21 protein-coding genes and 2 pseudogenes are annotated in these 25,478 nt (G+C 68.2%); 9 read left to right on the top strand and 14 right to left on the bottom strand.

Features of this window, described 5'->3' with window-relative positions; translation table 11 throughout:
* Nucleotides 1–9 precede the first annotated feature (9 nt).
* Nucleotides 10–1,449 (bottom strand): TolC family protein, encoded by a 1,440-nt coding sequence (locus tag FSV73_RS03205; RefSeq protein ID WP_145003718.1) that lies wholly within the window; start codon nucleotides 1,447–1,449, stop codon nucleotides 10–12.
* 97 nt (nucleotides 1,450–1,546) lie between these two features.
* Between FSV73_RS03205 and FSV73_RS03200 the strand changes: the two genes are divergently transcribed.
* The gene (locus FSV73_RS03200) at nucleotides 1,547–2,233 is read left to right on the top strand and encodes a response regulator (RefSeq protein ID WP_145003715.1); all 687 of its coding nucleotides are present in this window, start codon (nucleotides 1,547–1,549) and stop codon (nucleotides 2,231–2,233) included.
* Between the two features lie 13 nt (nucleotides 2,234–2,246).
* Entirely contained in the window at nucleotides 2,247–3,416 is a 1,170-nt protein-coding gene (locus tag FSV73_RS03195; protein ID WP_145003712.1) for a sensor histidine kinase, read from the top strand.
* A gap of 54 nt (nucleotides 3,417–3,470) precedes the next feature.
* Here FSV73_RS03195 and FSV73_RS03190 read toward each other — a convergent pair whose 3' ends face one another.
* The 9 genes from FSV73_RS03190 to FSV73_RS03150 form a co-directional block, all read right to left on the bottom strand.
* A complete protein-coding gene (locus FSV73_RS03190; RefSeq protein ID WP_145003709.1) occupies nucleotides 3,471–4,025 on the bottom strand; it encodes a ProQ/FinO family protein in 555 nt (184 codons plus the stop codon).
* Nucleotides 4,026–4,208: 183 nt separating this feature from the next.
* Nucleotides 4,209–5,654: an aldehyde dehydrogenase family protein gene (locus tag FSV73_RS03185; protein WP_145003706.1), complete on the bottom strand. Its 1,446-nt coding sequence runs from the start codon at nucleotides 5,652–5,654 to the stop codon at nucleotides 4,209–4,211.
* Nucleotides 5,655–5,702: 48 nt separating this feature from the next.
* On the bottom strand, nucleotides 5,703–6,890 hold the full coding sequence (locus tag FSV73_RS03180; protein WP_145003703.1) for a hypothetical protein: 1,188 nt from the start codon (nucleotides 6,888–6,890) through the stop codon (nucleotides 5,703–5,705).
* A gap of 23 nt (nucleotides 6,891–6,913) precedes the next feature.
* Nucleotides 6,914–7,534 (bottom strand): hypothetical protein, encoded by a 621-nt coding sequence (locus FSV73_RS03175; RefSeq protein WP_145003700.1) that lies wholly within the window; start codon nucleotides 7,532–7,534, stop codon nucleotides 6,914–6,916.
* Nucleotides 7,535–7,542: 8 nt separating this feature from the next.
* Nucleotides 7,543–9,024, bottom strand: coding sequence for an aspartate aminotransferase family protein (locus FSV73_RS03170; protein WP_145003697.1), 1,482 nt, complete (start codon nucleotides 9,022–9,024; stop codon nucleotides 7,543–7,545).
* Nucleotides 9,025–9,032: 8 nt separating this feature from the next.
* Nucleotides 9,033–9,689: a class II aldolase/adducin family protein gene (locus FSV73_RS03165; RefSeq protein ID WP_145003694.1), complete on the bottom strand. Its 657-nt coding sequence runs from the start codon at nucleotides 9,687–9,689 to the stop codon at nucleotides 9,033–9,035.
* Nucleotides 9,686–11,320, bottom strand: coding sequence for a xylulokinase (locus FSV73_RS03160; protein ID WP_145003691.1), 1,635 nt, complete (start codon nucleotides 11,318–11,320; stop codon nucleotides 9,686–9,688). The genes FSV73_RS03165 and FSV73_RS03160 overlap by 4 nt, the downstream gene beginning before the upstream one ends.
* 10 nt (nucleotides 11,321–11,330) lie before the next feature.
* The gene (locus FSV73_RS03155) at nucleotides 11,331–12,215 is read right to left on the bottom strand and encodes a TorF family putative porin (protein ID WP_145003688.1); all 885 of its coding nucleotides are present in this window, start codon (nucleotides 12,213–12,215) and stop codon (nucleotides 11,331–11,333) included.
* A 22-nt stretch (nucleotides 12,216–12,237) separates the two neighbouring features.
* On the bottom strand, nucleotides 12,238–12,657 hold the full coding sequence (locus FSV73_RS03150; RefSeq protein WP_145003685.1) for a DUF2147 domain-containing protein: 420 nt from the start codon (nucleotides 12,655–12,657) through the stop codon (nucleotides 12,238–12,240).
* Nucleotides 12,658–12,805: 148 nt separating this feature from the next.
* Between FSV73_RS03150 and FSV73_RS03145 the strand changes: the two genes are divergently transcribed.
* From FSV73_RS03145 to FSV73_RS25915, 3 genes are all read left to right on the top strand, one after another.
* A complete protein-coding gene (locus tag FSV73_RS03145) occupies nucleotides 12,806–13,453 on the top strand; it encodes a TetR/AcrR family transcriptional regulator (protein ID WP_145003682.1) in 648 nt (215 codons plus the stop codon).
* An 82-nt stretch (nucleotides 13,454–13,535) separates the two neighbouring features.
* Nucleotides 13,536–13,949 carry a hypothetical protein gene (locus tag FSV73_RS03140; RefSeq protein WP_313955120.1) on the top strand — a complete coding sequence of 138 codons (414 nt, stop codon included), beginning with the start codon at nucleotides 13,536–13,538 and terminating at the stop codon, nucleotides 13,947–13,949.
* Between the two features lie 48 nt (nucleotides 13,950–13,997).
* Nucleotides 13,998–14,153, top strand: a complete 156-nt coding sequence (locus FSV73_RS25915) for a hypothetical protein (RefSeq protein WP_313955119.1) — start codon at nucleotides 13,998–14,000, stop codon at nucleotides 14,151–14,153.
* 15 nt (nucleotides 14,154–14,168) lie between these two features.
* On the opposite strand, the gene FSV73_RS03135 is transcribed toward FSV73_RS25915, so the two are convergent.
* Entirely contained in the window at nucleotides 14,169–14,717 is a 549-nt protein-coding gene (locus FSV73_RS03135; protein WP_145003679.1) for a cysteine hydrolase family protein, read from the bottom strand.
* 106 nt (nucleotides 14,718–14,823) lie between these two features.
* On the opposite strand from FSV73_RS03135, the gene FSV73_RS03130 reads away from it, so the two are divergent.
* Nucleotides 14,824–15,804: a GlxA family transcriptional regulator gene (locus FSV73_RS03130; RefSeq protein ID WP_145003676.1), complete on the top strand. Its 981-nt coding sequence runs from the start codon at nucleotides 14,824–14,826 to the stop codon at nucleotides 15,802–15,804.
* Nucleotides 15,805–16,125: 321 nt separating this feature from the next.
* Nucleotides 16,126–18,156: pseudogene (locus FSV73_RS03125) on the top strand (ATP-binding protein).
* A 203-nt stretch (nucleotides 18,157–18,359) separates the two neighbouring features.
* On the opposite strand, the gene FSV73_RS03120 reads toward FSV73_RS03125, so the two are convergent.
* From FSV73_RS03120 to FSV73_RS26025, 3 genes and pseudogenes are all read right to left on the bottom strand, one after another.
* Nucleotides 18,360–20,558 (bottom strand): putative bifunctional diguanylate cyclase/phosphodiesterase, encoded by a 2,199-nt coding sequence (locus FSV73_RS03120; RefSeq protein ID WP_145003673.1) that lies wholly within the window; start codon nucleotides 20,556–20,558, stop codon nucleotides 18,360–18,362.
* A 363-nt stretch (nucleotides 20,559–20,921) separates the two neighbouring features.
* The gene (locus tag FSV73_RS26030; RefSeq protein WP_437179259.1) at nucleotides 20,922–21,632 is read right to left on the bottom strand and encodes a methyl-accepting chemotaxis protein; all 711 of its coding nucleotides are present in this window, start codon (nucleotides 21,630–21,632) and stop codon (nucleotides 20,922–20,924) included.
* Nucleotides 21,633–21,791: 159 nt separating this feature from the next.
* A pseudogene (locus tag FSV73_RS26025) lies at nucleotides 21,792–22,124 on the bottom strand (HAMP domain-containing protein); the annotation flags it as partial.
* A 1,759-nt stretch (nucleotides 22,125–23,883) separates the two neighbouring features.
* Here FSV73_RS26025 and FSV73_RS03110 point away from each other — a divergent pair.
* Both FSV73_RS03110 and FSV73_RS03105 read left to right on the top strand, forming a co-directional pair.
* Nucleotides 23,884–25,110: an SfnB family sulfur acquisition oxidoreductase gene (locus FSV73_RS03110; RefSeq protein ID WP_145003668.1), complete on the top strand. Its 1,227-nt coding sequence runs from the start codon at nucleotides 23,884–23,886 to the stop codon at nucleotides 25,108–25,110.
* Nucleotides 25,111–25,114: 4 nt separating this feature from the next.
* Nucleotides 25,115–25,474 (top strand): hypothetical protein, encoded by a 360-nt coding sequence (locus FSV73_RS03105; RefSeq protein ID WP_145003665.1) that lies wholly within the window; start codon nucleotides 25,115–25,117, stop codon nucleotides 25,472–25,474.
* Nucleotides 25,475–25,478 lie beyond the last annotated feature (4 nt).

Genomic DNA, 25,478 nt, shown 5'->3' with positions numbered 1-25,478 from the left:
GACGGGTCCTCAGGTAGCGGAAGGGTTGTCCAGCCCGTGCAGGGCGCGGTACAGGCGTAGACGGTTGAAGCGCAGCGCCTGGTCGGTCTGGCGCAGCGCGTCGCTGGCACGCAGCGCCTCGAGCCCGGCCTGCAGCCGGGCGGTGGGATCGCCGGCGCCGGCCTCCCACTGGCGCGCCAGGCGCTGCTCACGCTGGCGATTCAGCTGGATCTGGTCGTCCAGGGTCTGCCGCTGGCCGAGCAGCAGGCGGCGCTCTTCGAGGCCGTCCGCCAGCTGGCGAAAGGCGTCCTGCAAGGTGCGTTCGTAAGTGGCCAGCGCCAGGTCGCGAGCGCTGGTGGCGGCGTCCAGGTTGGCGCGGTTGCGACCCCCGTCGAGCAGCGGCAGCGACAGGGACGGCGTGAGCAGGCGCAGGCCGTGGCCGGCGCTGAGCAGGTCCTGCAGCTGCGGACTGGCCAGACCTACCGCGGTGCTCAGGCGGATGCTGGGAAAGAAGGCGGCGCGGGCCGCGCCTATGCTGGCGTTGGCGGCCTGCAACCGTTCTTCCGCAGCACGCACATCGAGGCGCTCCAGCAGCCGGGTGGACGGCAGGTCGGCCAGCTCGCCGGGGGGTGCCGGCGGTGTGCTGGCGAGGGCACGGACGGCAGCTGGGGTAGGTGTCAGGCGATAACCGGTCACCCAGGCCAGCGCCTGATAGGCGTCGGCGCGCTGGCTCAGGCGCTGGCGCGTGAGCTGACGGGCGTCGAGGGCGGTCTGGTTCAGTGCCTCCAAGGCGGCGGCCGGGAGGTCGCCGGCGGCGATGCGGGCGCGGGTCCGCTGCACCAGTTGCTCGCTGAGGGTCTCCATCGCCTGGGCGCTGCCGACCTGGGCGTCGGCCTCCCGGGCCAGCAGGAAGAGCCGGGCCACCTCGGCCAGCAGGGCGCCCCGCGCGGCCTGCTGGCCGTAGCGACTGGCCAGCAACTGGTGCCGCGCTTCCTCGCCGAGGCTGGCCTGCCGGCCGAAGAAATCCAGCTCGAAGGCGTCGACGCCCAGGGTCGCGGTCGCCAGGTCCTGTTGGTAGCGCTCGTCGAGGGCGGGATCGGCGAAGCGTTGGCGTGGGCGCTGGACGCCAAGGCCCAGGGTGGGCCAGCGTTCGGCCTGGCGCCCCGCCAGTTGGGCTCGCGCCTGCTCGACCCTGAGCTGGATTATCCGGTAGTCTCGGTTGCCCGCCAGCGCCTGGGACACCACCTCGGGCAACAGGGCTTCGTCGCTCACCGCCGCCAGCACCTGGCGCTCGTCGGCGCTGAGGTCGCTGGCCGTGGCGGGCGGCAGGAGCGGTCGCTGCAGCTCGCCCTGATTGGCCGGTATCGGCAGCGGCGGGCGCTGATAGGCGGGAATCAGCGAGCAGCTCGCCAGGCTCAGCAGGCTGCTGAACAGGAGCGAACGGCTGGCGGCGGCGAGGGTAGCGGGCATGGCGGTAAGACCGGGCTTCAGGCTCTGGTCACCAGCCTAGGAACGCCGGATCAAGATTCCTTCGGCGAATTGTCGAGATTCGATCAAGAGAGCGGACGTGAGCGACAAACTCATACTCATCGTCGAGGACGACCCCGACAGCGCCAGCGTGCTGGAGGCCTATCTGCTCCGCGACGGCTTCGCGGTGGTGCTCGCCGAGGACGGTCGCCAGGGGCTGGAGCTGTTCCAGCGTCGGCAGCCCGATCTGGTCCTGCTGGATATGATGCTGCCACGCCTCGGCGGCACCGAGGTGCTGGCCCAGATCCGGCGGGCGGGGGATACGCCGGTGATCATGGTGACCGCCATCGGCGACGAGCCGGAAAAGCTCGGGGCGCTGCGCTATGGCGCCGACGACTACGTGGTGAAACCCTACAATCCCAAGGAGGTGGTGGCGCGCGTCCATGCCGTGCTGCGTCGCTGCCACCAGGCCCCACGGGACGAGCGCTGGTTGCGGCAGGGCGCCCTCACGGTGGATCTGGAAAGCTTCAGCGCGCTGGTCGACCAGGCCGGGCAACCGCGCGCGCTGGAGTTGACGCCCACCGAGTTCGGTTTGCTGGCCACCCTGATGCGCACCCCGCACAAGGCCTTTACCCGCGAAGAGTTGCTGGAGCGCTGCCTTCCGGAGAGCGAGGCGCTGGCGCGGGTGGTGGACACCCACCTGCACAATCTCAGGCGCAAGCTGGAAGCCGCGGGCATTCCCGGGGTGCCGGTGACGGTGCGCGCCGTCGGCTATCGCTTCGCATGAACGGACGGCGCCCATGAAAGGGCAGGCCCCCTTGGGGCGCTGGGTCGGCTGGCGGATGAGTCTGCTGGCGCTGGGGGCGGTACTGCTGATCGCCGCCGGCATGTACCTCTGGTTCCTGTTCGGCGACTGGTGGGTATTGCGCCAGGTGCCGGAGCTCGCACGCGCCGAGATCCTGCAGTTGCGTGCCGATCCGCAGCAGAACGAGGCCCGGCTCTGGGAGCTGTTCAGTCATTACTACCCGGTGCGCTACTTCCTGCCCGGCATCGCCAGCCGCGATTGGTGGGTGCTGGTGGGCCTGGTGCTGGCCGCCGTGCCGCTCATCCTACTGGCGGGTTTCCGCCTGTCGCGACCGCTGTCGCGCGAGTTTTCCGCCATCGCCGCGGCGGCGCGCCAGGTCGCCTCGGGCAAGCTGGACACCCGGCTGGAGATGAGCGAGACGGCCCCCGCCGAGCTGCGGCGGCTGGCCCTCGACTTCAACAGCCTGACCGCGCGACTGCAGCAATACGAACGCGACGTGCGCGATTCCAGCGCCATCCTCGCCCATGAATTGCGTACGCCGCTGAACGCCGCCTCGGTGCGGGTACAGGGCATTCTCGACGAGGTTTTCCCCGCCGATGCCCGCCAGTTGCAGATGGTCAAGCGCCAGCTCGATCTGCTCAATACCCTGGTGGGTGATCTGCACACCCTGTCGCTGGCCGAAGCCGGGCAACTGGCGCTGGACCAGCGGCCCTTCGTGCTGGCGGCGCTGGTCGAGGAACGGCTGGCCTGGTTCGCCCCCCAGCTGCAGGCCGAGGCCATCCAGGTACGACTGGACCTGGATCCGCGGCAAGCGCTGTTCGCCGACCGGGATCGGCTCGGCCAGTTGCTCAATATCCTGTTGGAAAACTTCCTGCGCTATGGCGCGGCGGGCGGCGAACTGGACATAGTCCAGGCATCGCTGGCGGAAGGGGTGGTACTGGAGTTTCGCGACCGCGGTCCGGGCATTCCGGAGGCCGATCGCGAGCGGGTCTTCCACCGCTTCTGGCGTGCCGACAGCTCCCGCGCGCGGCACCTGGGCGGAAGCGGGCTGGGTCTTTCCATCGCCCGCGCCATCTGCGCGGCGCATCAGGGACGCATCGTCGCCCTGGGACGCGAGGGTGGGGGCACGGTCATGCGGATCGAGTTGCCGGGCCGCCGCTCCTAGCGCGGCGGCCGTCTGGAACGGCTGTCCCTGTCAGGGCGACAGGGGCAGAGTGCCTCAGGCGGAGGCGTCGTCTGCCGGGGCGGCGACGGCCTCGGCCGCTGCCGGCGCTTCAGCGTCGACCGGGGCGGCGGTTTCCGCCTTGGCCTTGGCCTGCTCACGACGGGCCTGGGCGCGTTGGCGGCGAGCCTGCTGCTTGGCATAGACAGCCTGCGAGGCGGTCACGGTGCCGGCCGGCTGGCCCTGCAGATCCAGCCGCGGCGCATTTTCGGTCATGGCCGCCCAGTAGCGGGTGCCGCGGCACCAGGTCGCGATCGCCTGCTTGAGCTGCTCGCCGGTGATGCCCAGGCGCTCGAGGTGCTGCTCGGCGTCCTTGAGGATGCCTTCCTTGAGCGGCACCTTGGGGGCGGGATTCACCGGGAAGGCCAGCGGGAACTGCTTCTGCAGCCGGCGGATGCCTTCGACCACCGGATCCTGCTCGCGGGGCTTCTGCTCGCGGGTCTTGGCTTTCGGTGAAGGTCTCCGCGCCGGCCGCTCGTTGCTCTCGGTCTTTACCTGCGCTTTTTCGGCCCGCAGGCGGTCGCGTAGTTCAGCTAGTTGCTCAAAGCCCATCGTTCAGCTCACCGCTCCAAATAGAATTCACGTGCAAGGGTAACCCATGCCGGGCTTGGACCGCGCCTGTGGCGAATCGGCACGGCCGCGGCCGCCAGCCCGGCCATTCTAAGGGTTGCTGCGCCGGTCGTGCATCCTTGGAAGCGTCATTCCCGGCGGATGGTGCGCCCGGTCAGGCCTTCCCTAGCCGCCACCGGTCAGCCGCGACACCCATTGCGCGAGGCGCAACTTGAGCGGCGAGTAGGGCGGCAGCAGCAGGCGGATCGCCAGCAACGGACCGGCGGCGAGCACGCTGCGCTCGTGGGAAAAGGTGCGGAAGCCGGCCTGGCCGTGGGCGCTGCCGCTGCCGGACTGGTTGACGCCACCGAAGGGCAGATGGAGCTGGGTGTACTGCTGCATGCACAGATTGAGGCCGACACTGCCGGAGCTGGTGCGGGCGACCACCCGTCGTTGCACCCCGCGATCCCTGCTCCAGAGATAGAGCGCCAGCGGCTTGGGGCCGGCGTCGATGCGCTGCAGGACCTCGTCCAGGTCATCGTAGGCGATCACCGGCAGCAGGGGGCCGAAGATCTCCTGGCTATCCAGGGCGCTGGGGGTGTCCGAGCAATCGAGCAGGGTCGGTGCCAGGTAGCACTGGGCCACGTCGTGCGCGCCGCCGTGCACCAGCTGGGCACCGGCTGCCTGGGCCTGGCTCAGCAGCGTCGCCAACTGCTGGGCATGGCGGGGGTGGATGAGGCGGGCGAAATCGGGGCTCCTGGCGGGATCCTTGCCGTAGCGCTCCAGCAGCAGCGCGCGACAGCGCGCGTTGAAGGCCGGCAGCAATGGGCGCGGGACGAAGACATGATCGGGGGCCACGCAAGACTGCCCGGCATTGAGGAACTTGCCCCAGAGCAGCAATTCCGCGGCGGCGTCCAGATCGGCGCTGGCATCGATGATCGCCGGCGACTTGCCGCCCAGCTCCAGGGTCACGGAGGCCAGGTGCTGGGCGGCGGCCTGCATCACCAGGCGGCCCACGGCGGTCGAGCCGGTGAAGAAGAAGTGGTCGAAGGGCAGGGCCAGCAGGGCCTGGGCGGTCTCGACGTCGCCCTCGCAGAAGGCCACGGTGTCGGTGTCGAAGGCCGCGGCGAGCAGGTCGCGGAGTACCGCATTGACCGCCGGGGTGAATTCGGACGGCTTGAGCATGACGGTATTGCCCGCCGCCAGCGCCGACACCAGCGGGCCGAGGAGGGTGGAGACCGGGTAGTTCCAGGGGCCGATGATCAGGCAGCGGCCGCGCGGCTGGCTATGGACATGCGCTGGGCAACCCAGCGAGGTCAGGGTGGGCCTTGCCCGGCGCGGTCGCATCCAGCGGCGGAGATGCCGTCGGGCATGCTGGATTTCCTCCAGCACCGGCATGATCTCGGAGAGCTCGACCTCCACCTCGGGTTTGCCGAAGTCTTGGCGAAACGCCCGGTAGAGGTCCTGGCGCCGGCGTACCAGGGCGCCGTGCAGGCGTTGCAGCAGGACCCGCCGCTCCGCCGCCGTGGAGGTGCGCAAGGCCAGGGCGCGCGGGCCCTGGGCGGCGAAGAGGCGTTGCAAGAGCTGGCTTTCGCCAGGGGGCGACGGCTGGGTGGCAAGGGGCGCGTGCATGGCGGAGCTCCGCAGGGCGAAGGAGTCGACGAGAGGGGTGGGCAAGGGTCAGCCGGGACGCTGCCAGCGCCAGGAGGTGGCCGGCCGGGCGTTCCGCGCACTGATGGCCAGCAGCGCGGACAGCCCCAGCGCGCTGAGCGCGAGCAGGACACTGGTCAGGGCGGCGGGGCGGACGTCGGCGCCCTCCAGCCAGAGCGAGGCGAGGGCCGGACCGGCGGCGCTGCCGAGCAGTTGCAGGGAGGGCACCAGGGTGGCGATGCGCCCGCTGGGGTCCAGGCGCAGGGCCAGGCTGATCTGGAAGGGGGTGAGGGTCTGCCAGATGAAGGTGAAGACCAGGCAGAGCACCGCGAAGGTCAGGTACGCGCCGGGGGCGAGGCCGTAGATCAGGGCCGCCAGGCTGCCGAGCAGCAGGGTGGCCAGGGCCAGGGTGGTCGCTGCCGGCAGGCAGGTCACCAGGGCCGCGCTGGTCAGGCCACCGAGCAGCTGGGTGCCGAAGCTGGCCGCGATGAGCAGCTGGGCCTCGGCGGCGCGCAGCCCCAGTGCCTCGCCGTAGGGTTCGAGATAGGCCCAGAGCGCGCCCACGGCGGCCAGTTGCACGCCGACGAAGGCCAGCAGCAGGGCCTGGGGCGGACTCCAGCCGCGGCGCGGCGTGGTCGTCTGGGAGACCTCCACCGCGGCCAGACGGCGAGGGAGTACCGCGGTCAGCGGCATGGCGAGCGCGGTCACCGCGGCCAGCAGCACGAAGCCACCGGCACTGCCCAGATGCGGCAGGACCCACAGCGCCAGGACCGCCGCCAGCAGGCCCTGACACAGCGTCTGCAGGGCCATGAACAGCCCCGATAGCCGCTCCGCCGCGGGTTGGCGGACGATCAGGGCCACCGCGGCCCACAGCAGCAGGCCTTCGCCCAGCCCGGCCAGGCCGCGCAGGCCGAGCAGCAGCAGGTCGCCACTGGCCTGGGCACTGGCGAGATCGGCGGCGATCGCCAGCAGGCTCGCCGGGACCAGTACCCGCGGGAGCCTCAGGCGTGGCCCCAATGCCTCTCCCGCGATCACCCCCAGGCCCAGGGCGACGATCTCGCCCATCGCGACCAGGCCCAGGCCGTCGAGGGTGGCCCGTCCGCTGGTGAACAGTTCGCCCAGCAGCAGGGGTTGCAGGCCGAGAATCAGCAATGCCAGGGAGCCCAGCAGCAGGGCGGCGCAGACCTGGCGCGCCGGCGACGGTGGGAGGGTGCTCATGCCGGTGTACCTCGATTGGACAGCTAGTAGCCGCGACTTTCCGCGGGCAACCGGCCCTGGGTGAAGGCCTGGGCGGCAGCGCGCTGGTCACGGTGCAATCGACGAGTGGCGATCAGCACCACCCACCAGGGTAGCCGGGTAAGGTTCGCGCCCGTGGCCCGGGCGAGGGTGTACGCCTTGGCGCATTTCTCGAACAGGTCGGCGTTGAGTGCCACGCGGCTGGTCGTGGTACCCAGGCAGAGCGGCTGGCCAGCCAGCAGCTGCACGTTGCCCTGTTCGGCCAGGGCCTCGGGCAAGTCGCTCGCGCGTTCTACGGCCGGTGCCATGCGGCCCAGGTGTCGCGCCTGTTCGTCGAACAGCTCCGGCAGGCGACCGCCGAAGTCGACCACGTGCTGGCCGTAGCGACCGCCGCCCTGGATGATCGCGCCGATGTCCGCGCGCTCGCGGTAGACGAGGGCGTGATCCGCGGCGAGGCCGGCGGTCCGGTCGAGTCCGATCTCGCAGGGGGCGGCGTCGGTCAGGGTGCCGTACCAGAGCGTCGCCGCCCCTGGCACCCGGACGGACAGGGCCAGGTTCGCGCGCTCGCCCTGGCGCGTCAGGCGTTGCTGCAGGTCCAGCCATTGCTGGCGTAGTTCAGCTCTCATGGTCGGCCTCATACCAGTTGGAAGACCTGGTCGAAGCGCTCCAGGGCGTCGTCGATCACGGCGTCGGTATCGGCCAGGCTGGTGTAGATGCGGCTGCCGGCCAGGGTGATGAGGCCGTGGGCGGTATAGGCCGCCCCCATCTCCTCCATCATGTGTTTGCGTGCCTTGGCTTCGTTGCGCACGCGCAGCAGCTTGAGCGGATTGCTGGTGTCGAGCAGCAGTACCCCGGAAGTCTGCAGGTGGACGATGGAGCCGAGGTTGTAGGCGACATAGGGCAGGTTGCGGCGCTGGATGATCTCGTCCAGCCCCTGGCGCAGGCGGTCACCCGCGCGGCCGGCCTGGCCGGCCGCGTCCAGGCGCTGGATCTCCTTGAGGGCGTAATAGCCGGCCACGCAGCACAGCGGGTTGGCGGACAGGGTGCCGCCGACGAAGGCGCGCTTCGACGAGGTGCCGATCCCTCCCACCAGCAATTGCATGACGGCGGCCTTGCCGCCCAGGGCGCCGGCCATGGGGTAGCCACCGGTCAGGCACTTGCCCAGCACGGTCAGGTCCGGGAGCACCTTGAAGTAGCCCTGGGCGCCGCCCATGCCGGCGCGGAAGCCGGTCACCACCTCGTCGAAGATTAGTAGGGCGCTGAATTCATCGCAGAGCTTGCGCACCTCGCGATTGAACTCCGGATGTACCGGGCGGGTGCCGCTCTCCGGGCCGAAGGGCTCCACCATCACCGCTGCGGTACCGCCACGCAGGCGATTGAACTGCAGGCGCCGGCGCAGGGCGTCGAGGTCGTTGGGCGGGCTTTCCTGGGTGTGGGCGGTGGCGCCACGCGGGATGCCGAGGGCTTCCATCCGGCCGGTCCCGGGCAGGCGCATGCCATAGACCAGCTGGTCGCTCCAGCCGTGGTAGGCGCCGCCGATCTTGATGATCCAGCGGCGCTCGGTGTAAGCCCGCGCCAGGCGCACCGCGGCCATGGCCGCCTCGGTGCCCGAGCCGAGCAACCGCACCTGGTCGATGCCGGGCACGCTCTGACAGACCAGTTCGGCGAGCTTGACCTCGTATTCGTGCAGCAGTCCGGTCACCGGCCCGCACTCGGCGAGGATCCGCTGCACCTGGTCGCGCACGCCGCGATGATTGGAGCCGAGCAGGGTAGGGCCACCGGCCTGGAGGAAGTCGATGTATCTATTGCCGTCGACGTCGGTGAGGTGGGCGCCTTCAGCCTGGGCGATGGCCAGCGGGAAGGGATAGTTGAATGCCAGGTTGTGCTGGATCCCGCCCGGGATGAAGCGCTTGGCCTCCTCGCCCAGCCGCCGAGAGCCTTGGCAACGCTCGTCGAAATAGCCCATGACCTTGGCCAGAGCGTCTCGCCGCAGGGGGCGCATGGGTTGCTTGACCAGCGCGTCGAAGCGTTGGTAGAGGGTGTCGGTATCGGGCCAGGCGGAAATGGCCGGCGGGGTGGGGACGATGGGCGGCGGCGTGGTCAGGGGCTGGTTCATGGCGGACCTCAGGACGGGGAGGAGGCGGACAGGGTGGCCAGCAGGCGCTGGCGAGCCAGGCTGTCGGCGGCGGGGATACCAGGACGATTGGCGATGCGCTGGGTGAGGTGGTGCTGGCAGAAGCCTTCCAGCTGTTCCAGCACCGCCAGGGTCTGGCTGGCGGTGACGCCGTAGCAGAGCACCCCGTGGTTGCGCAGTAGGTAGGCCGGACTCTCGGCGGTCAGGGCACGGTCCAGCAATCGGGCTAGCCAACCGGTGCCCGACGGCGCGTAGCCCACCAGCGGAAGATGCCGGCCCAGGTCGGGCCAACGCTCGGGGTCGTCGACGGTCAGGGCGCCCCCCAGCAGGGTGCAGGCGCTGGCCAGCGGCTGGTGGGTATGCAGGCTGCACCCCGCCGCCGGAAAGCGCCGCAGCACCCGGGCGTGCAGGCCGGTTTCCACCGAGGGCGCGCGATCGCCCTCGAGTTGCTGCAGATCCGCCAGGCGCAGGATGCAGACGTCCTCCGCGCGCATCTCGTAGTAGTCGAGCGCGGAGGGGGTCACTGCGATACGCTCGGCGTCCAGGCGCAAGGCCAGGTTGCCGCCGGTGGCGGCGAAGAAGCCGCGGCGCACCAGGTGCAGGCACAGGTCCACCACCTGTTCGCGTAGGTCGAGGGTATCGCTCATGGTCGGGCTCCCTGGTTGGGATTGAGGCGCCGGTAAAGCGGTGCCAGGCGGCGGCGGACTTCGAGGAAGGTGGCGTAGCTGTCGTCGTAGCGGGCCCGTGCCTGGGGACAGGGCTGGTACAGCCGCGGTGCGCGTTGCAGGTCGGGCACGTCGCTGAAGGCGAGGGCACCGATGCCGGCGGCGGCGATATAGGCCGATCCCCGGGCATTGGCCTGGATGGGCGCGTCGGGCTGGGCGATCACCTGGCCCGTGACGTCGGCCATGATCTGGCACCAGAGATTGGACTGGGCGCCCCCGCCGACCGCGGTGATCCGCTCCGGGCGACGGCCGAGGAAACGGTCGAAGGGCTCGAGCATCCAGCGGGTATTGAGGGCTACCCCTTCGAGGAAGGCGCGGATGATGTCCTCGCGGGTATGCTCCAGCGACAGATTGATCAGGGCTGCGCGCAGGCTGGGATCGTCCACCGGGCTGCGCTCGCCGTAGAGCCAGGGGGTGTAGAGCAGGCCGCGGGCGCCGGCCGGCACCCGGGCGGCGATGCGGTCGAGCAGGGCATAGAGATCCGGGTGCTGTTCGTCACTGAGCAACTCGTCCGGGTGATAGAGCACCTTGTCGCGCAGGAAGGACAGATTGGCGCCCGCCGCGGTCTGCAGCGCCATGGCCAGGTAGCGGCCCTTGACCGCGCTGGGTACCGCGGCCATGTGACGCAAGACATCGGATTTCTTGAAGGGCACGTGGGCGCCCAGCCAGGAGGAGGTGCCCAGGTAGAGGTGCGGGGCGAAGTCCTCCACGGCCGAGCCCACCGCCACCGCCGAGGTATCGACCGAGCCGGCGACCACCGGGGTACTGCGCGGCAGGCCCAGTTGGTCGGCCACCGTCGTCCTGAGGGTCCCGATCACCTCGGCCGAGTCCACCAGGTCGGGGAGCTTGTCGCGATCGAAGCCCAGGGTGCGGATCAGCCCGGCGTCATACTTCACCTGGCGCGAGTCGCGGTTGTCGGTGATCCAGGCGGTGCAGATGGAATCGGCGGTGGCGCAGCAGCGACCGGTCAGCCGCAGGTTCATGAAATCGAGGACGTTGAGAAACTTCACCGTGCGCGCGTAGCGTTCCGGCTGGTGGTCTTGCAGATAGGCGATGTGGCCCGCGCAATCCTTGCCGGACAGCGAAGGCGCTCCGCCGGTGAGGCGGATCCAGCGCCACAGCTTGAACGGCGAGTAGCCGGCCACCTTCAGCCGGCCACCGCCGACCCGCCGCGCCACCGACTCGGCGCCGCGCATGTCCAGCCAGAGCAGGGCCCGACCCAGCGCCTGGCCCTGGGCATCGACGCACACCGTGCCTTCGGTCTGGGTGGAGCAGCAGACCGCCACCACCCGCCGCCGCCGCGCCGGATCCGCGCTCAAGAGTTCGCCGGCACCGCGCAGGAACGCCTGCCACCAGTCCTCCGGATCCTGTTCGGCGCTGTGGCCCTCGACGTGCAGGGTGACGCCATGGAAGGTCCAGGCGACCACCTCGCCGCCCAGGGTGACCAGCGCGCTCTTGCAGCCCGAGGTGCCCAGATCCACCACCAGCACCAGCCCGTCGAGGGCGGTGGCCTGGGTGGGGGCCGGTGGTGTGGCGAAGACGTGCGGTTTCATGGGCGGCGACTCAGAAGGGGCGGGCCACGGACAGCACCCAGCGGGCCTCGTCCGTCGCGCGCTGATGGTCGCCGTCTTCGGCGATGTAGAGTTCGCGGGCGCGGGTATGGGGACTCACATAGTCCAGCCCGAAATCGAAGCCCCAGCGTTGGTGCACCAGGCCGACACCGTAGTCGCTGAAGTTGGCTTCGGAGAAGTTGCGGATCTGCTGGTAGCCGGCGTGCAGCTTGAGGCTGGTGCGCGGCGTCAGCTCGTAGCGATAGTCGAGGTCATAAAGCATGCTGCCGCGGGAGTCATGGTCACCCTTCGCGTAGCATTCCAGGCCCTTGGTGGGATCCGGGTTGAATTGCAGCTGGGCGCCGCAGACGCCGGGGGTGTTGGCGCCGCGGTAGTTTTTCGACAGGACGTTGAGGATCCGGCCTTGCAGGGCGCCGTAGCCGATCTCCAGCACGGCGAACTGGCTGTTGTAATTGGTGCTGCGATAGCCGTCCGGGGCGCCGGTATCCGGGTCGATGCGGCTGGGCGCCTTGAAATGGGCACCCGGGAAGAATTCTCCCGCCAGGCCCACGCCGAAATGCCAGGCGTCGGGATCGCCGAAGCGGTAGCCGCCGGCCAGCAGCACGTTGGCGCCGTCGCCGTCGATGAACTGCTTCTTGCTCACGGTGCCGAATTCGGCCAGGCCGATCAGGCCGCTTTCGTGGGCGAATTCCACGGTGACCTTGGCGCCCGGCTGGTTGAGCGAATCCGAGATGCTGCGGTTACGGACGTCCGAGAGCAGGCGCGGGGTGACGGTCAGGGCGTAGCTGGCGAGGTCGTCGTCGGCCTGGGCCGTGGCGCTCAGGGTCGCCAGGCACAGCAGGGCCGCCGCCGGGGCGCGGTGCGTGATCAGGTTCATGAGGGTCGCTCCTTGCGAGGGTTCAGCTGCAGCGCGGGCTGGCGGGCAGGGTGCTCAGGGGGGTGAGCTGTTCGGTCTTGCCGAGCACCTCGGTGCCGACATAGGCGCGGATGTTGAGGTCGTCGCCCTTGCGGCGGACGTAGCCCTTGTATTTCTTGCCATCGCGCGGATCGAATACCCAGCCGTCGCGCCAGGTGCCGCCGTCGTCCCGGCTCATCTGGAAGATGCGGGTGCCACAGGTGTCATGGGCATTGCCGGCGTCCTTGTCCCAGACGATGGTGCCGCACAGGGCGTTGGCGTTGTCCGGACAGGGCATCACCTTGACCGCGGCGTCCTGGTCGGCGCTGAGCCAAAGGCCCTGGACGCTCGCCGCTTCCGCGGCCTGCACCAGGGCGGCTGGCAAGGCCAGCAAGGCTATGACGAGTGCTAGAGAGGTTTTCATGGTGGAGGCTCCTGCTGTTTGTTCTGGTTGTGGCTGGAGGCAGAGAAAGCATGGGTGATGCTGTTATGATAGTTATCGCTACACGATAGTTATAACTATCATTCTGCCGCCTATCAAGGTGTTTTTTCGTCCTGCCAGAGAGCTTTTCATGGTCGCCAAAGAACCTGTCTCTCCCTCCCGCGCCACACCCAAGGCCCGCCCTAGCCAGCAGCGTGCGACGGAAACCTACGAACGTATCCTGGCGGCCGCGGCGGAGGTGCTTTGCCAAGTCGGCATCGAACGCCTGTCGACCAATCTGGTGTGTGAATGCGCGGGGCTGACGCCGCCGGCCCTGTATCGCTACTTCCCCAACAAGTACGCGCTGCTGGAGGAACTGGGGCGGCGTCTGCTGGAAAAGCAGAATGCGCAGATCGCGATAAGGATCAATGCGGAACTGCTGGCCGGTCCTTTGGAGAGGGTGGAAGACGCCTTGACCGGCCTGCTGCTGGATACCTACGGGGTCACGGCGGAAACCGCGGGGGGCATGTGGATCCTCAAGGCGCTGCGCGCGGTACCCTCGCTGGAGCACGTGCGACTCGACTCGCACCGCCGCGTGGCCGCGCAGCAGGCCGAGTTGCTGGGCGCGCTGCTACCTGACGTGCCGCCCGCGGAGGTCGCCCAGGTCGCCCGTATCGTGGTCGAGTTCTTCCATTCCACCGTGGAGCTGCTGTTCGATGAACCCCTGGCGGCCGAGGACACCTGCCGCACGGTGGCGGCCATGCTGACTGGGTATCTGGGGCGCCTGCGCGACGGCTGATCGGTCCGCCCGGCGGAGCAGCCTCCGGCCGCGGCCTGGGGCAGAATCTACAGCGCCGCTTCCGCCCTTGCCGAGGTCTGTCATGCCCGTCGTGGATATCGCTACCTTCATCGCCGCCTGGTCCGTGCTGGGCCTGGAGCGCGCCCCGCCCTGGACGATCACCCGCGAGTGCGAGGCTCAGGTCAGGACACTGCTGGAACGCCTCGGCCCTGGCTACCGCCGCCAGGGCGACAGCGCCATCCATGACTCCGCGGTGGTGGAGGCGGGCGCCGTACTCAAGGGACCGGTGATCGTTGGCCCCGGCAGCCTGGTGGCCGCCGGCGCTTATCTGCGCGGCGGCGTCCATCTCGGCGCCCACTGCGTGGTGGGGCCGGCGTGCGAGCTCAAGAGCAGCCTGTTGCTGGACGGCAGCAAGCTCGCCCACTTCAACTTCGTCGGCGATTCGCTGATCGGCAGCGGGGTGAATCTGGAAGCGGGAGCCATCGTCGCCAACTAACGTAACGAATGGGATGGCGCGCCCATCCGCATCCGTCATGGCGAGCGGGTGATCGACACCGGGGTAACCAAGTTCGGCGGCCTGATCGGCGATGGTTGTCGCCTCGGTGCCAATGCGGTCATCGCGCCCGGAGCGCTGCTGCCCGCCGGTACCCGGGTCGCCCGCCTGGGGCTGGTCGACCAGGGCGTACCGGCCGGCGGCTGAACGGGCAGGGCGCGTTCAGCCCGCGAGATAGCCGGCGGTCGATTCGAGGGTGGCATAGGCGAACGCCAGGGCCGCCATCTGGGTGGCGTGCACCTGCGCCGCCGGTACCCGGACGCCGGCGAATTCGAGGTCCAGCGTCGCGCAGGCATCGTGGATCACCGTCACCGCGTAGCCGAGGTCCGCGGCGGCCCTGACGCCGGCGTCCACGCACAGGTGACTCATGGCGCCCACGACCACCAGCGCCGTTATCCCCTGTTCGTCCAGCAAGGCCTTGAGCGGGGTGTCGCGAAAGGCATTCGGGTAGTGCTTGATCACCACCGGCTCACCCGGCTGGGGCGCCACGGCGTCCTGGATCTCGACGCCCGTGCTGCCCTGGACAAAGATCGACGCCTCGGCGCTGCGCGACAGGTGCTGCACATGGACCACCAGCAGGCCTTGGCGGCGCGCAGCGGCGATCACCCGGGCGGCATTGGCGACGGCGCTGTCGATGCCGCTCAGCGGCAAGTTGCCGGTGGCGAGGTATTCGTTCTGCAGATCGATGACGAGGACGGCGTGCTTGCTCATGTTCAGCTCCTGGGAAGCGGCTTCAGCGGTAGGAAGGCCTATGATTGGCCATCCGCGACCGCTCGCTCAGAGGCGGGGCCGACAATTTCAGGGGTGCTATCGACACATGCAGCGTCAAACGGCGGTCGAACTGGGTCTGCTGCTCTATCCCGGCGTGCAGCTGGCGGCGGTCCATGGCCTCACCGATCTGTTCGAGATCGCGAGCCGCGGTGAAACGGACAGGGACGCCGAGGGCCCGCGCTTGCGCATCAGCCACTGGCGGCTGGAGGACGGCGAGGAGACCCCCCGGCGCGTCTATGACTCCCTTCCGGACGCCGGTGTCACGCCGAGTGTCCTGATCCTGCCGCCCAGCCTGGGGGAGCCGATCTCCACCGCGGCCGCGGCGGTCTATCGCGACTGGCTCCGGCAACAGCACCGCGCCGGCGTGCGCCTGGCCTCCATCTGCGCCGGGGCCTTCCTGCTGGGCGAAACCGGCTTGCTCGCCGGCCGTACCGCCACCACCCATTGGCGGCATGCCGAACGCTTTGGCGCGCGGTTTCCCGAGGTGCGCCTGGACACGGACCAGCTCATCGTCGAGGGTGACGATCTCATCACCGCGGGGGGCCTCATGGCCTGGACCGACCTGGGGCTGCGGCTGGTGGATCACTACCTGGGCGCCGCGCGGATGCTCGACACCGCACGGGTGCTGGTCGTTGATCCGCCGGGACGGCAGCAGCGCTTCTACAGCGCCTTCGTGCCCCGCCTGAACCATGGCGACAGTGCGGTGCTCGGCGTCCAGCAGTGGCTGCAGGAGACCGGCGCCCAGGACAGCGCGCTGGAGTCGCTGGTGCGCCGGGCCGGGCTCGAGGAACGAACCTTCCTCCGGCGCTTTCGCAAGGCCACCGGGATGACCACCACCGCCTACTGCCAGCAGGTTCGCGTCGGCCGGGCGCGCGAGTTGCTGCAGGCGAGTCGGCTGCCCCTCGAGCGGGTCGCCTGGGAGGTCGGCTACAGCGACCCGAGTGCCTTCCGCAAGGTGTTCACCCGCATCGTCGGCTTGAGTCCGGGCGACTATCGCCGCCGTTTCAGCGCGGCGTCGCTAGGCTGAAGGCAGCGCCCAGGCACGGCTACCTTCCCCTGACGCGGCCAAGAGGCCGGCAGGGCCCCGTGGCCGGCGGATCGCCCGGCAGGAGCAGCCCCCCGCCATCAGCCTGGTTTCGCGTGGATACCGGCGGACGCTGGAGCTCGGCGGGGTGGCGCGGCGGCTCTCGGACGGGTGGAGGCTGCCCGGGCGACTCGTCTCCTGGGTTGAACTGAGCCCGACGCCTGTCCTCACAGCAAGACAAGAGCAAGCGACACGTTGGACGCTTCGCCTGGCAGCGATCCGCTCGCTGCTCGCCCGGCGCTGACGCCATCCCTGCAGGTGATCATGAGTCAGGATCCAGATTTCCAGCTGTTGTTCGAATCCCTTCCCCATCTGGTTCTGGTGCTGTCTCCCGGCCCCGATTTCATCATGCTAGCGGCGAACGAGGGGCGACTACGCGGAACCAATACCCGGCGCGAGGACTGCATCGGGCGCTCGGTGTTCGAGGTGTTCGGCCGCAATCCGGAGGAGCAGGCGGAGTTCGGTGCAGGGGTCCTGAGGGCATCGCTCGAACGCGTCATGCAGACCCACGAACCGGATCGCATGGCGATCACCAAGTATGACATTCCGCGGCCCGCCAGCGCCGGGGGTGGCTTCGAGGTGCGCTACTGGAGTCCCTTGAACGTCCCGGTCCTGAATGACCGGGGCGAGCTCAGCTACATCATCCATCAGACCGAAGACGTCACCGAACAGGTGCTGGCGCAGCAGCGCTCCAGCTCCACCCTGCAGTCGACCGACGAACGCTTTCGCTCCGCGCTGCTGGCCTCCGAGGCGGGAATCTTCGACTGGTACCTCGATGAGCGGCAATTCTATTGCGATAGCGTGCTGCAACAGCTGTTCGGCCTACCGAACGTCCTGACCGACGACCCCATCCCGGGCTTCCTCGAGCATGTCCATCACTCTGACCAGGGGCGGGTGCGGACTGCCCTGGCCGCGTGCGCAAAGGGCCAGGACTTCGCGGTGGAGTTCAGGCTTCGCCGAGGCGCGTAGGCCCAGTGGCTGCTGAGCAAGGGCAAGGTGTTCCGGGATGCGGCGGGCAGACCCTCCTATGTCACCGGGACCTGTGCGGATATCACCGCGCGCAAAGAGGCGGAGCGGGCACTGTCCGAACTCAACGAGACCCTCGAAGCCCGGGTGCTCGCAGAGGTGGCGGAGCGCTCCCGGGTCGAAGATACCCTGCACCAGGCGCAGAAGATGGAAGCGGTCGGTCAGCTCACGGGCGGGATCGCGCACGACTTCAACAACCTGCTTACCGGTGTCATCGGCAGCCTGGAGCTGATGCAGCGGCGGCGTCGCCATGGCGAGGCGCTGGATGACGAGCGCTACATCACGGCCGCGGTCACCTCGGCCCAGCGCGCCGCGGCGCTGACCCAGCGCCTGCTGGCCTTCTCCCGGCGCCAGACCCTCGACCTGAAGCCGCTCGAGGTCAATCCCCTGGTGGCTTCGCTGGAGGATCTGCTGCACCGCACCACCCGGGAAAACATCACGATCTGCACGGAACTCGCGGCGGGCCTGTCGCTGGTGCGCATGGATGCCAACCAGCTGGAAAGCGCAGTGATCAACCTGGCCATCAACGCCCGCGATGCCATGCCGGACGGCGGTACCATCACCATCACCACGGCCGCCGAGCACCTGACGGCGGAGCAGGGCGCGGCGCTGGACCTGGCGGAAGGCGACTACGTGACGCTGACCGTCGCCGATACCGGCGTCGGCATGACCGCCGACGTCCTGGCCAAGGTCTTCGAACCCTTCTACACCACCAAACCCATCGGCCAGGGTACCGGGCTGGGGCTATCCATGGTGTACGGCTACATGCGCCAGGCCAGTGGCGCGGTCCGCATCCTGTCCCAGCCGGGCAGGGGTACCAGGGTGCAGCTGTACATGCCCTGTTATGGTGGCGACCAGGGCATCCTGGTGGTCGAAGAGCCGAAGGCCGCACCCCTGGGAGGCGGTGAGGTCGTGTTGGTGGTGGAAGACGAAGGCGTGGTTCGCTCCCTGATCGTGGAGGTGCTGGGTGAACTCGGCTATCAGACGTTCGAGGCCGCCAATGCCCAGGAAGCCATTCCCCTGCTGGAAAATTGCCCGCGGCTCGACCTGATGATCTCCGATGTGGGCCTGCCCGGCATGAATGGTCGACAGCTGGCCGACCTGGCCCAGGCCCAGCGTCCGGGTCTCAAGGTGTTGCTGGCCACGGGCTACGCGGAAGGCTCCCACGTCAGTGGCTATCTGGCAGCCAACATGGAGATCATCACCAAGCCCTTCGCCATCGATGCACTGGCCAACAAGATCAGCGAAATGCTCGCAGCGAAGGACTGACGGGCCTTTGGCGGATAGCAGCCTGCCCAAATCGCCTGATAGGGGGCTGCTACTGGGAAGGGTCCCACGGCCGGGCGCGGGGAGAGCGCTGACCAGGCTTGGCACCTGCGGCGACAGGACTTCAGGGCGCCTGGCTCGCCATCAGGGGCGGCGTTCCCCAGGCGGAGTAACTGATGCTCGCGGTTGACGATCGCACGCGCCGTTCAGCAGTAGATCCGCTTGAGGTTGCTGAAAAAATCCTTGCCGAGGCATTCCCGTTCGAAGTCGATCGCGGGGATGGGTTTGCCGAAGAAATAGCCCTGTCCCTCCTGGCAGCCGTTGCGCTGCAGCTGGAAGAGCTCCGCCGAGGTTTCGATACCCTCCGCCAGGACACTCATGCCCAGGCCCTTGCCCATCGCCAGGATGGCCTTGATGATGGTCGCATCGTCCAGCGACGACACCATGTTCATGATGAAGCTGCGATCGATCTTCAACTTGGTGATGGGAAACTGCTTCAGCAGGCTCAGGGACGCGTAGCCGGTGCCGTAGTCATCGAAGGCGATGCTGACGCCCAGGGCCTTGAGGCGTTGGAGCCGGGGTATGGCGTCGGAATCCGAGGGCAGGCTGATGTTCTCGGTGATCTCCAGTTCCAGCGCGCTGGCGGGCAGGTTCGCCCGCGCCAGCGCGCTGTTGACTTCCTTTTCCAGGTCCTTGGCGTTCAGCTGCGCACCGAACAGGTTGACGGCCATGCGAAAGGACGGGGACGCCAGCCCGCGCCAGCGGCTGGCGTCCTGCAAGGCTCGATTGAGGATCCACCAGCCGACGCCGACGGCATCCGGCATCCTTTCCAGATCGCCGATGAAGTCCCCGGGATAGACGAGGCCCCGCGTGGGGTGGTTCCACCGGAGCAGCGCCTCGGCCCCGATCAGCTGTCCGGTCGTCAGGCTCACCTGGGGTTGATAGTGGAGCTCGAATTCCTCACGTTGGACGGCGAGGCGAAGTTGCTGTCTCAGGGTGCGGGCCGTCGAGGCGTGCAGTCGCAAGGTGGCGGCGTAGCGTTCGAATCGGTTGCGCCCGGCGATCTTGGCTTCATAGAGCGCCATATCGGCATTGGAGATGAGCTCGTCCGGCTCCTGGCTGTCTTCGGGGCACAGGGTGATGCCGATGCTGGCACCGAGATAGAGCAGCTGCTCTTCGTGATTGAAGGGCTCGGTCATCAAGGCGATGATCTTGTCGGCCTTGGCCGTTGCATCGTCGATGGAGCGGACGTCGGTGAGGATGATGGCGAATTCGTCACCGCCCATGCGGCACACGGTATCCGCCGGGCGCACGCACTCCAGGACGCGTTTCGCGGCGGTCCGCAGGATATCGTCCCCGGCTGGATGGCCGAAGGAGTCGTTCACCTGCTTGAATTCGTCCAGGTCCAGCATCATCACCGAAAATGGCCGCCCGGCGGCCGACAGCTCGGCGATGCGCTGCTTGAGCACGCTGCGATTCGGCAGCTGGGTCAAAGGATCCAGATAAGCCAGCTTGAAGAGCTTTTCTTCGTTCCGGCGGCGTTCCCGGACGTCCCGGAAGATGGCGCCGAAGGCCGCCTCGTCCTGCTCGAACCAGGTGGAGAGCGACAGCTCGACGAAAATCTCCGTGCCGTCCTGGTGCAGGGCGGGTAGTTCGATGGTCTTGCCTATCAGCCGCGGTTCTCGCCCGCGGGCGACCTTCTTCAGTCCGCTGCCATGCTGGTTGCGCATGGCCGGGGGAATGATCAATTCGATGTCCTGCCCCAGGGCTTGCGCGGGGCTGTAGCCGAACAGCGTCTCGGCGGCCTTGTTCCAGAAGGTGATCCGGCCCTCGGCATCCGCGCAGACGATGCCATCGGGCGAGGTATTGGCGATCTGTTCGAAGCGGGTCTGCCCGATCTTGCCGGCCACCTCGAGGCGCCGCGCTTCGAAGGCGTCCATCACCAGGCGCGCCAGGTCCTTGAGGGTTTGCAGGTCGGCGGCGCTGAATTGATTCCTCGGCCAGCTATCCGCCACACAGAGAGTGCCCAGGGCCTGCCCGCTCGGCGTCCGCAGGGGGACACCCGCATAGAAGCGAATATGGGGTTCGCCGCGGCTCAGGGGGTTGTTGCAGAAGCGCGGATCGAGATGGGCATCCAGGATGACCAGGGCCTCTTCCTGCTCGATGGTGTGCGAGCAGAAGGCGATGCCGCGATCCGTTTCGCAGGCCACGATGCCAACCCTGGCCTGGAAGACCTGGCGCTCCTTCTCGACGATGGAAATGAACGCCATGGGGACGTCGAACAGCCGGGACGTGATCTCGACGAGGTGATCGAGGGACTGGCCGAAATTGCCATTCGCCAGGTCATATTCGGCGAGCGCTCGTAGTCGTGCCTCCTCGTTGGTGAAGAGTTTCAGGCAGGGCATGCAAGGGCCTCCGGAAGGCTGTGAAGTTGAAGGTCGGTCCGGGAGGGGATCGATGCATGGGAATGGGGCGGTATCCGGGCGCAGGCTGAACCGGCGTCGGCCATCCGCAGGTGCGGGGCTGCCAGGCGGCTATCGGTTCGCACCCTTTCCGCCCGATGAGAGATGACTGGCATTCAACGCTCCTGCTCCGGGTATCGGCCTCGGGCTACCCGGCTTTAAGTCCTTTACGGTTCATCGCCGTGGCTAACGCCTCCACGGAGACCTGGCCGTAAGGGGCGGCTGTCCGCGAAGTGGCCGGGCGCGGGCCTGCCGACTTGCACGCTCCCGGCTGGGCCGTCGTCGCCTGGCGGGTGCCGTGCGACATCAGGCGCCGAGCCGAAAACGCGCGACCACGCCGCGCATTTCCTGGGAGAGCGCGGCCAATCGATCCGCGGTGCCGGTATCGGACTCTATGCCGCCCAGCACCTGGAGGGTGCTGGTGCGGATCTCGGTGGTGTTGCGGTTGATGTCCTCGGACACCGCCGCCTGTTGCTCCGTGGCACTGGCGATCTGGACGTTGATGTCGACGATGCGGCCCACGGCCAGACCGATGCTCGCCAGACTGGCGCTCGCCTGGGTGGCGGCTGCCACCCCACCCAGGGCGTGGGTTCGACTGGCCTGCATCTGGGCGACGGCGGCGCCGGTGGCGTCCTGCAACTGTTCGATGATCCCGCGGATCTCTTCGGTGGAGGTCTGCGTCCGGGAGGCGAGGGTCCTGACCTCGTCGGCGACCACGGCGAATCCCCTACCCTGCTCACCGGCCCGGGCCGCCTCGATGGCGGCGTTGAGCGCCAGCAGGTTGGTCTGTTCGGCGATTTGCCGGATCACCGCGATGACCCCGCCGATGGCCTGGCTGTGGGTGGCCAGGTCCGCGACCCTGGCCGCCGTGAGGTCGACTTCGGCGGCGAGGACGTCGATGGTGGTCTGGGTCTTCTGCATCACCAGGGAGCCCTCGCGAGTTGCCTGGTCGGCCTGCTGGGCGGCGGCGACCGCGCCTTCGGTGTTGCGGGCTACCTCGGCCACGCTGGCGGTCATCTCGGTGATGGCGGTCGCCACCTGGTCGGTCTCGGCCTGCTGCGACTGCAACGTCCGCCTGGCCGTGCCGATGGACGTCGCCAGTGCCCCGGAGGCATTCGCCACGGCGTCGGAGGCCTGGTTCACTTCGCGGAGCGAATGCCCGAAGGCGTCCAGCATCGCATTCAGGCTACGACCGATGTCGGCGACCTCATCCCGGCCACGCAGCGTCACGCGACCGCTGAGGTCGCCCTCGGCGGCGGTAGCCGTCACCGTCACCAACGCGGTGATGCCCTGGCGCAAGGCGACGTAGATGCTGATGAGGGTGTAGCTCAACAGCAGCAGCACGCCGAGGATGCTCGCTACCACGAAGTCGCGTAGCCAGGTCTGTTGGGCCAGGCGGGTTTCCAGCAGCTGGGTGAGCAGCCGTTGCGCCTGCTCCTGTACCTCGAAGTAGCGCGCCACGACGGCGTTCCCCTGGGCAACCAGCGCCCGTCCTTGGTCGGCGCTCATGCCGCCTGCGGCCGCCATCAGGCCTTGCCGGAACTTGGCGTAGTCACCCTCCACCTGGCCCAGGGCCGATTTCAGCTGTTGGGTAAGCTCAGGGCCCTGCCGGGCGAGGAGGGTGAGGCTCTGCCCGAGTTCATCAGCGCTCTGGCGTTCCTGGCGTGACACGCTGCGCACGAGGCTCAGGGTCGCGCTGTCGAAGGTGCCGGTGGCGGCCAGGCTGGACGTGGCGCTGCGCAACTGGCCGAGCAGGTTGATTTCCCGCGGCAGGCGCAGCGAGGTGAAGTCGACGAGGAAGAAGCTGTTGTAGTCCGTGTCGAGGATGAGTCCCGAGGTGGCCGAGACATAGTAGAAGAGATTCAGGACGTCGAGGATCTGCTCGCTCCACGCCTCGAAGACCTCGGTGGGCGTTCCCGCCACCGCCGTGGCGAGCCGGTCGGAGGCCGCGCGCAGTTGCGTCAGATGATCACGCGTTTCCAGGGCATCGCCCTGGGAGCCCTGCAACCGGGCGAGCTCATCATAGGCCGCCGCCAGGCCATCCTTGCTGGTTTGCCAATCGGCTCGCGCTGAGGCGTCGCCTTCCGCCAGTCGCTTGCCCAGGGCGCGCTGCTGCATGCTCAGGCGCAGGACGGGGACCAGCGCCGTCATGAAGTCCTGACCCTTGACCTCCAGCACCAGGCCGGTGCGCTGCTCCTGGATATCCTGGTACAGGTAGCCACTGAGGGTGAGCAAGGGCACCAGCACGATGATGGCCAGGCAGGCGAACTTGGCGGAAAACCTGAGACGATTGAGCACGCGAACGGCGGGTGTGAGAAGGTTCATTGCAGGGTCTCAATACGAAAGAAGTCGCATGGAATGGCAGCTGATGTGTGGCGAAGTGCTACGACATCGGGGATTGCGATATCTTTCGAGTCGCTCTTATAAATAGCGCCTGTAGAGTGCCGGGCGGTAATAAAACAGCCTTGAGCGGTCAGTTAATATTGAGTGCTGAAATCGCCTTATAATTAAGTATTACTATATTATTAAAATGCCGGCGATTGCTGGGCTGATGGGCGCTCCATGCTAGCGTTTGGCGCCTGCGCCGGGCGTAAAGTTTCTATAAAAAATAGCAAAGCGTCATGCTATTGCCATGAATGGGATGATAGGAATTTTTATTTAGATTCAATAAGCGGCATGCCGCAAGTGTTATTTAGGCTGGCGTTCAAGTTCAGGTTTTATTGCGCGCTGTCAGACAGCCCTATTCCACTTGTTTTGCTCTTTCAACTAAAACTGAAACAGTGCCGGCCGCGTTGTATCGCGGGATGAATCTTCCTTCCCTGCTGAATTTGAAGTGATCGCCTCGACGGAAAGCCGATGCCTTGACGGCTGGGCTCACCCACCGGCGATCTCCGTATCCTCGATCGGAGGCGTCGGTCGACCTGGTTTGGGCGCAGCGGACTGCCGAAGAGTCAGGTGTCGAGACGTCCGGCCCAGCTGATTCCCTGGGTGCTGACGCTGTTCCCACCTCGGCGCTCGGCGCTCGGCAGCGCGGTAAGCGGCTGGCTAAGCACTGGTGGGTCATGATCCGCGCCAAGGGCCGCAGGGCCGCTGGCTGGCTCGCGGTGCCTCGGGCGCTGCTGTCCGTGGCGCAACAGCAATGGGACAAGGTGTTGCGCCAGGAACTCTGCGATCTCGCGGAAGGCTTCCAAGTGCCTGATTTGGCTGGGCTTGGCGGGATGGCACGCGCCGTGCTCTGGCTCAAGGGTTTCCTCATGGGAGTCCTTGCATGGCCGTTGCCCCCTCGCTCACCGCCGTTCCCCGCGCTGCCCCCGCGCGTCCCGCCACCGTCTTGCGCGACGCCGCAGAGGCGCTCGATGCCGCCGCCGCCCTGGCGGAGGATTTCGCCCAGGAGGCGCGTAGTCGTGATCAGGAGCGGCGGCTGCCCTGGGCCGAGCTCGACCGCTTTTCCGCCAGTGGCCTCTGGGCCATCACCGTCCCACGAGCCTTCGGCGGCGCCGGCGTGGGGTTCGGAACGGTCGCGGAAGTCATCGCCCGTATCTCCGCCGCCGATCCGTCCCTCGGGCAACTGCCGCAGAACCACCTGGGCGTGGTGAACAACCTGTTGCTGACCGGCAGCCCCGAACAGCAACGCCACTACCTGGGCCTGGTGCTCAAGGGTTACCGCTTCGGCAATGCCTTTTCCGAGGCGCGCAGCAAGACCGTCACCCAGTTCGAGACACGGATCCGCTTCACCGGGGACACGGCCTGGATCGATGGCGAGAAGGCCTATTGCACCGGCGCATTGTTCGCCCACGTGGTGCCGACGGTCGCCCTCGACGAGGCCGGCCTGGCGCACCTGGCACTGGTGCCCCGCGAGGCGGGCGGCCTGACGGTGATTGACGATTGGGACGGCTTCGGCCAGCGCACCACGGCGAGTGGCCGGGTGCTGCTCAAGGGCGTGAGCGTGCCACGCAGCGCCGTGCTGCCTGCCTGGAAAGCCTTCGAACGCCCCACGGCGGATGGTCCGGTGTCCCAGATCATCCAGGCCGCGGTGGACGTGGGCATCGCGCGCGGCGCCTTCGCCGCGACCCTGGCCGCCGCCCGGCTGGCCCGACCCTGGACCGACAGCGGCCTCGAGCATGGCTGGCAGGATCCCCTGAGCCAGGCCCTGATCGGCGACCTCAGCTGGCGCCTGGCCGCGGCCGAGGCGCTGCTGGAAGAAGCGGGCCTCGCGGTGGACCGGGCCCTGGCGGCGCCATCGGCGGACAGCGTCGCCGAGGCCTCGGTGGTGGTAGGGCAGGCCAAGGTGGCCTCGACCGAGATCGCCCTGGCGGCGGCCAATCGCCTGTGCGAGCTGGGCGGGACGCGCAGCGTGTCCCAGCGCTTCGGCCATGACCGTCACTGGCGCAATGCCCGCACCCACACCCTGCACGACCCGGTGCGCTGGAAATACCACCTCATCGGCAACTACGTGCTGAACGGCGTCGAGCCGAACCGTCACGCCTGGAACTGACGCCATGACCGATCTCGCCTTTGCCACCCAAGAAGAATTGACCTTCGCCGAGCAGGTTTTCCAGCAACTGCGCCAGACGCTGCCCGTGGCAGCGCGCGCGCGCGACCCCCTGGTGATCGCCGCGGTCGGCGACCTGCAGGTACGCCTGGCCGCGGCGCGCGCCCTGCAACGTGCCAGTGCTGGCGATGACGGACCGGTGCGGCAGATCCAGGCGCGCCTGGCGGCCGACAGTGCCCGCCAGCTCGCTGCCGACCTGCAGCGCGAATGGCTGACCGACACCGCCGTGCAGCAGCGCGCATCCGGCCCGGCCCCCCGCGACCTCAAGCGCCTGCTCGGCGAGCACCACCTGACGATCACCGACTGAACAG

It is taken from the genome of Pseudomonas oryzihabitans, from assembly GCF_007665395.1.
GTDB classification, from domain to species: Bacteria; Pseudomonadota; Gammaproteobacteria; order Pseudomonadales; family Pseudomonadaceae; genus Chryseomonas; species Chryseomonas psychrotolerans_C.
The sequence above is the reverse complement of the archived record's forward strand: the minus strand, read 5'-3'. Positions and strand labels throughout refer to the sequence as shown.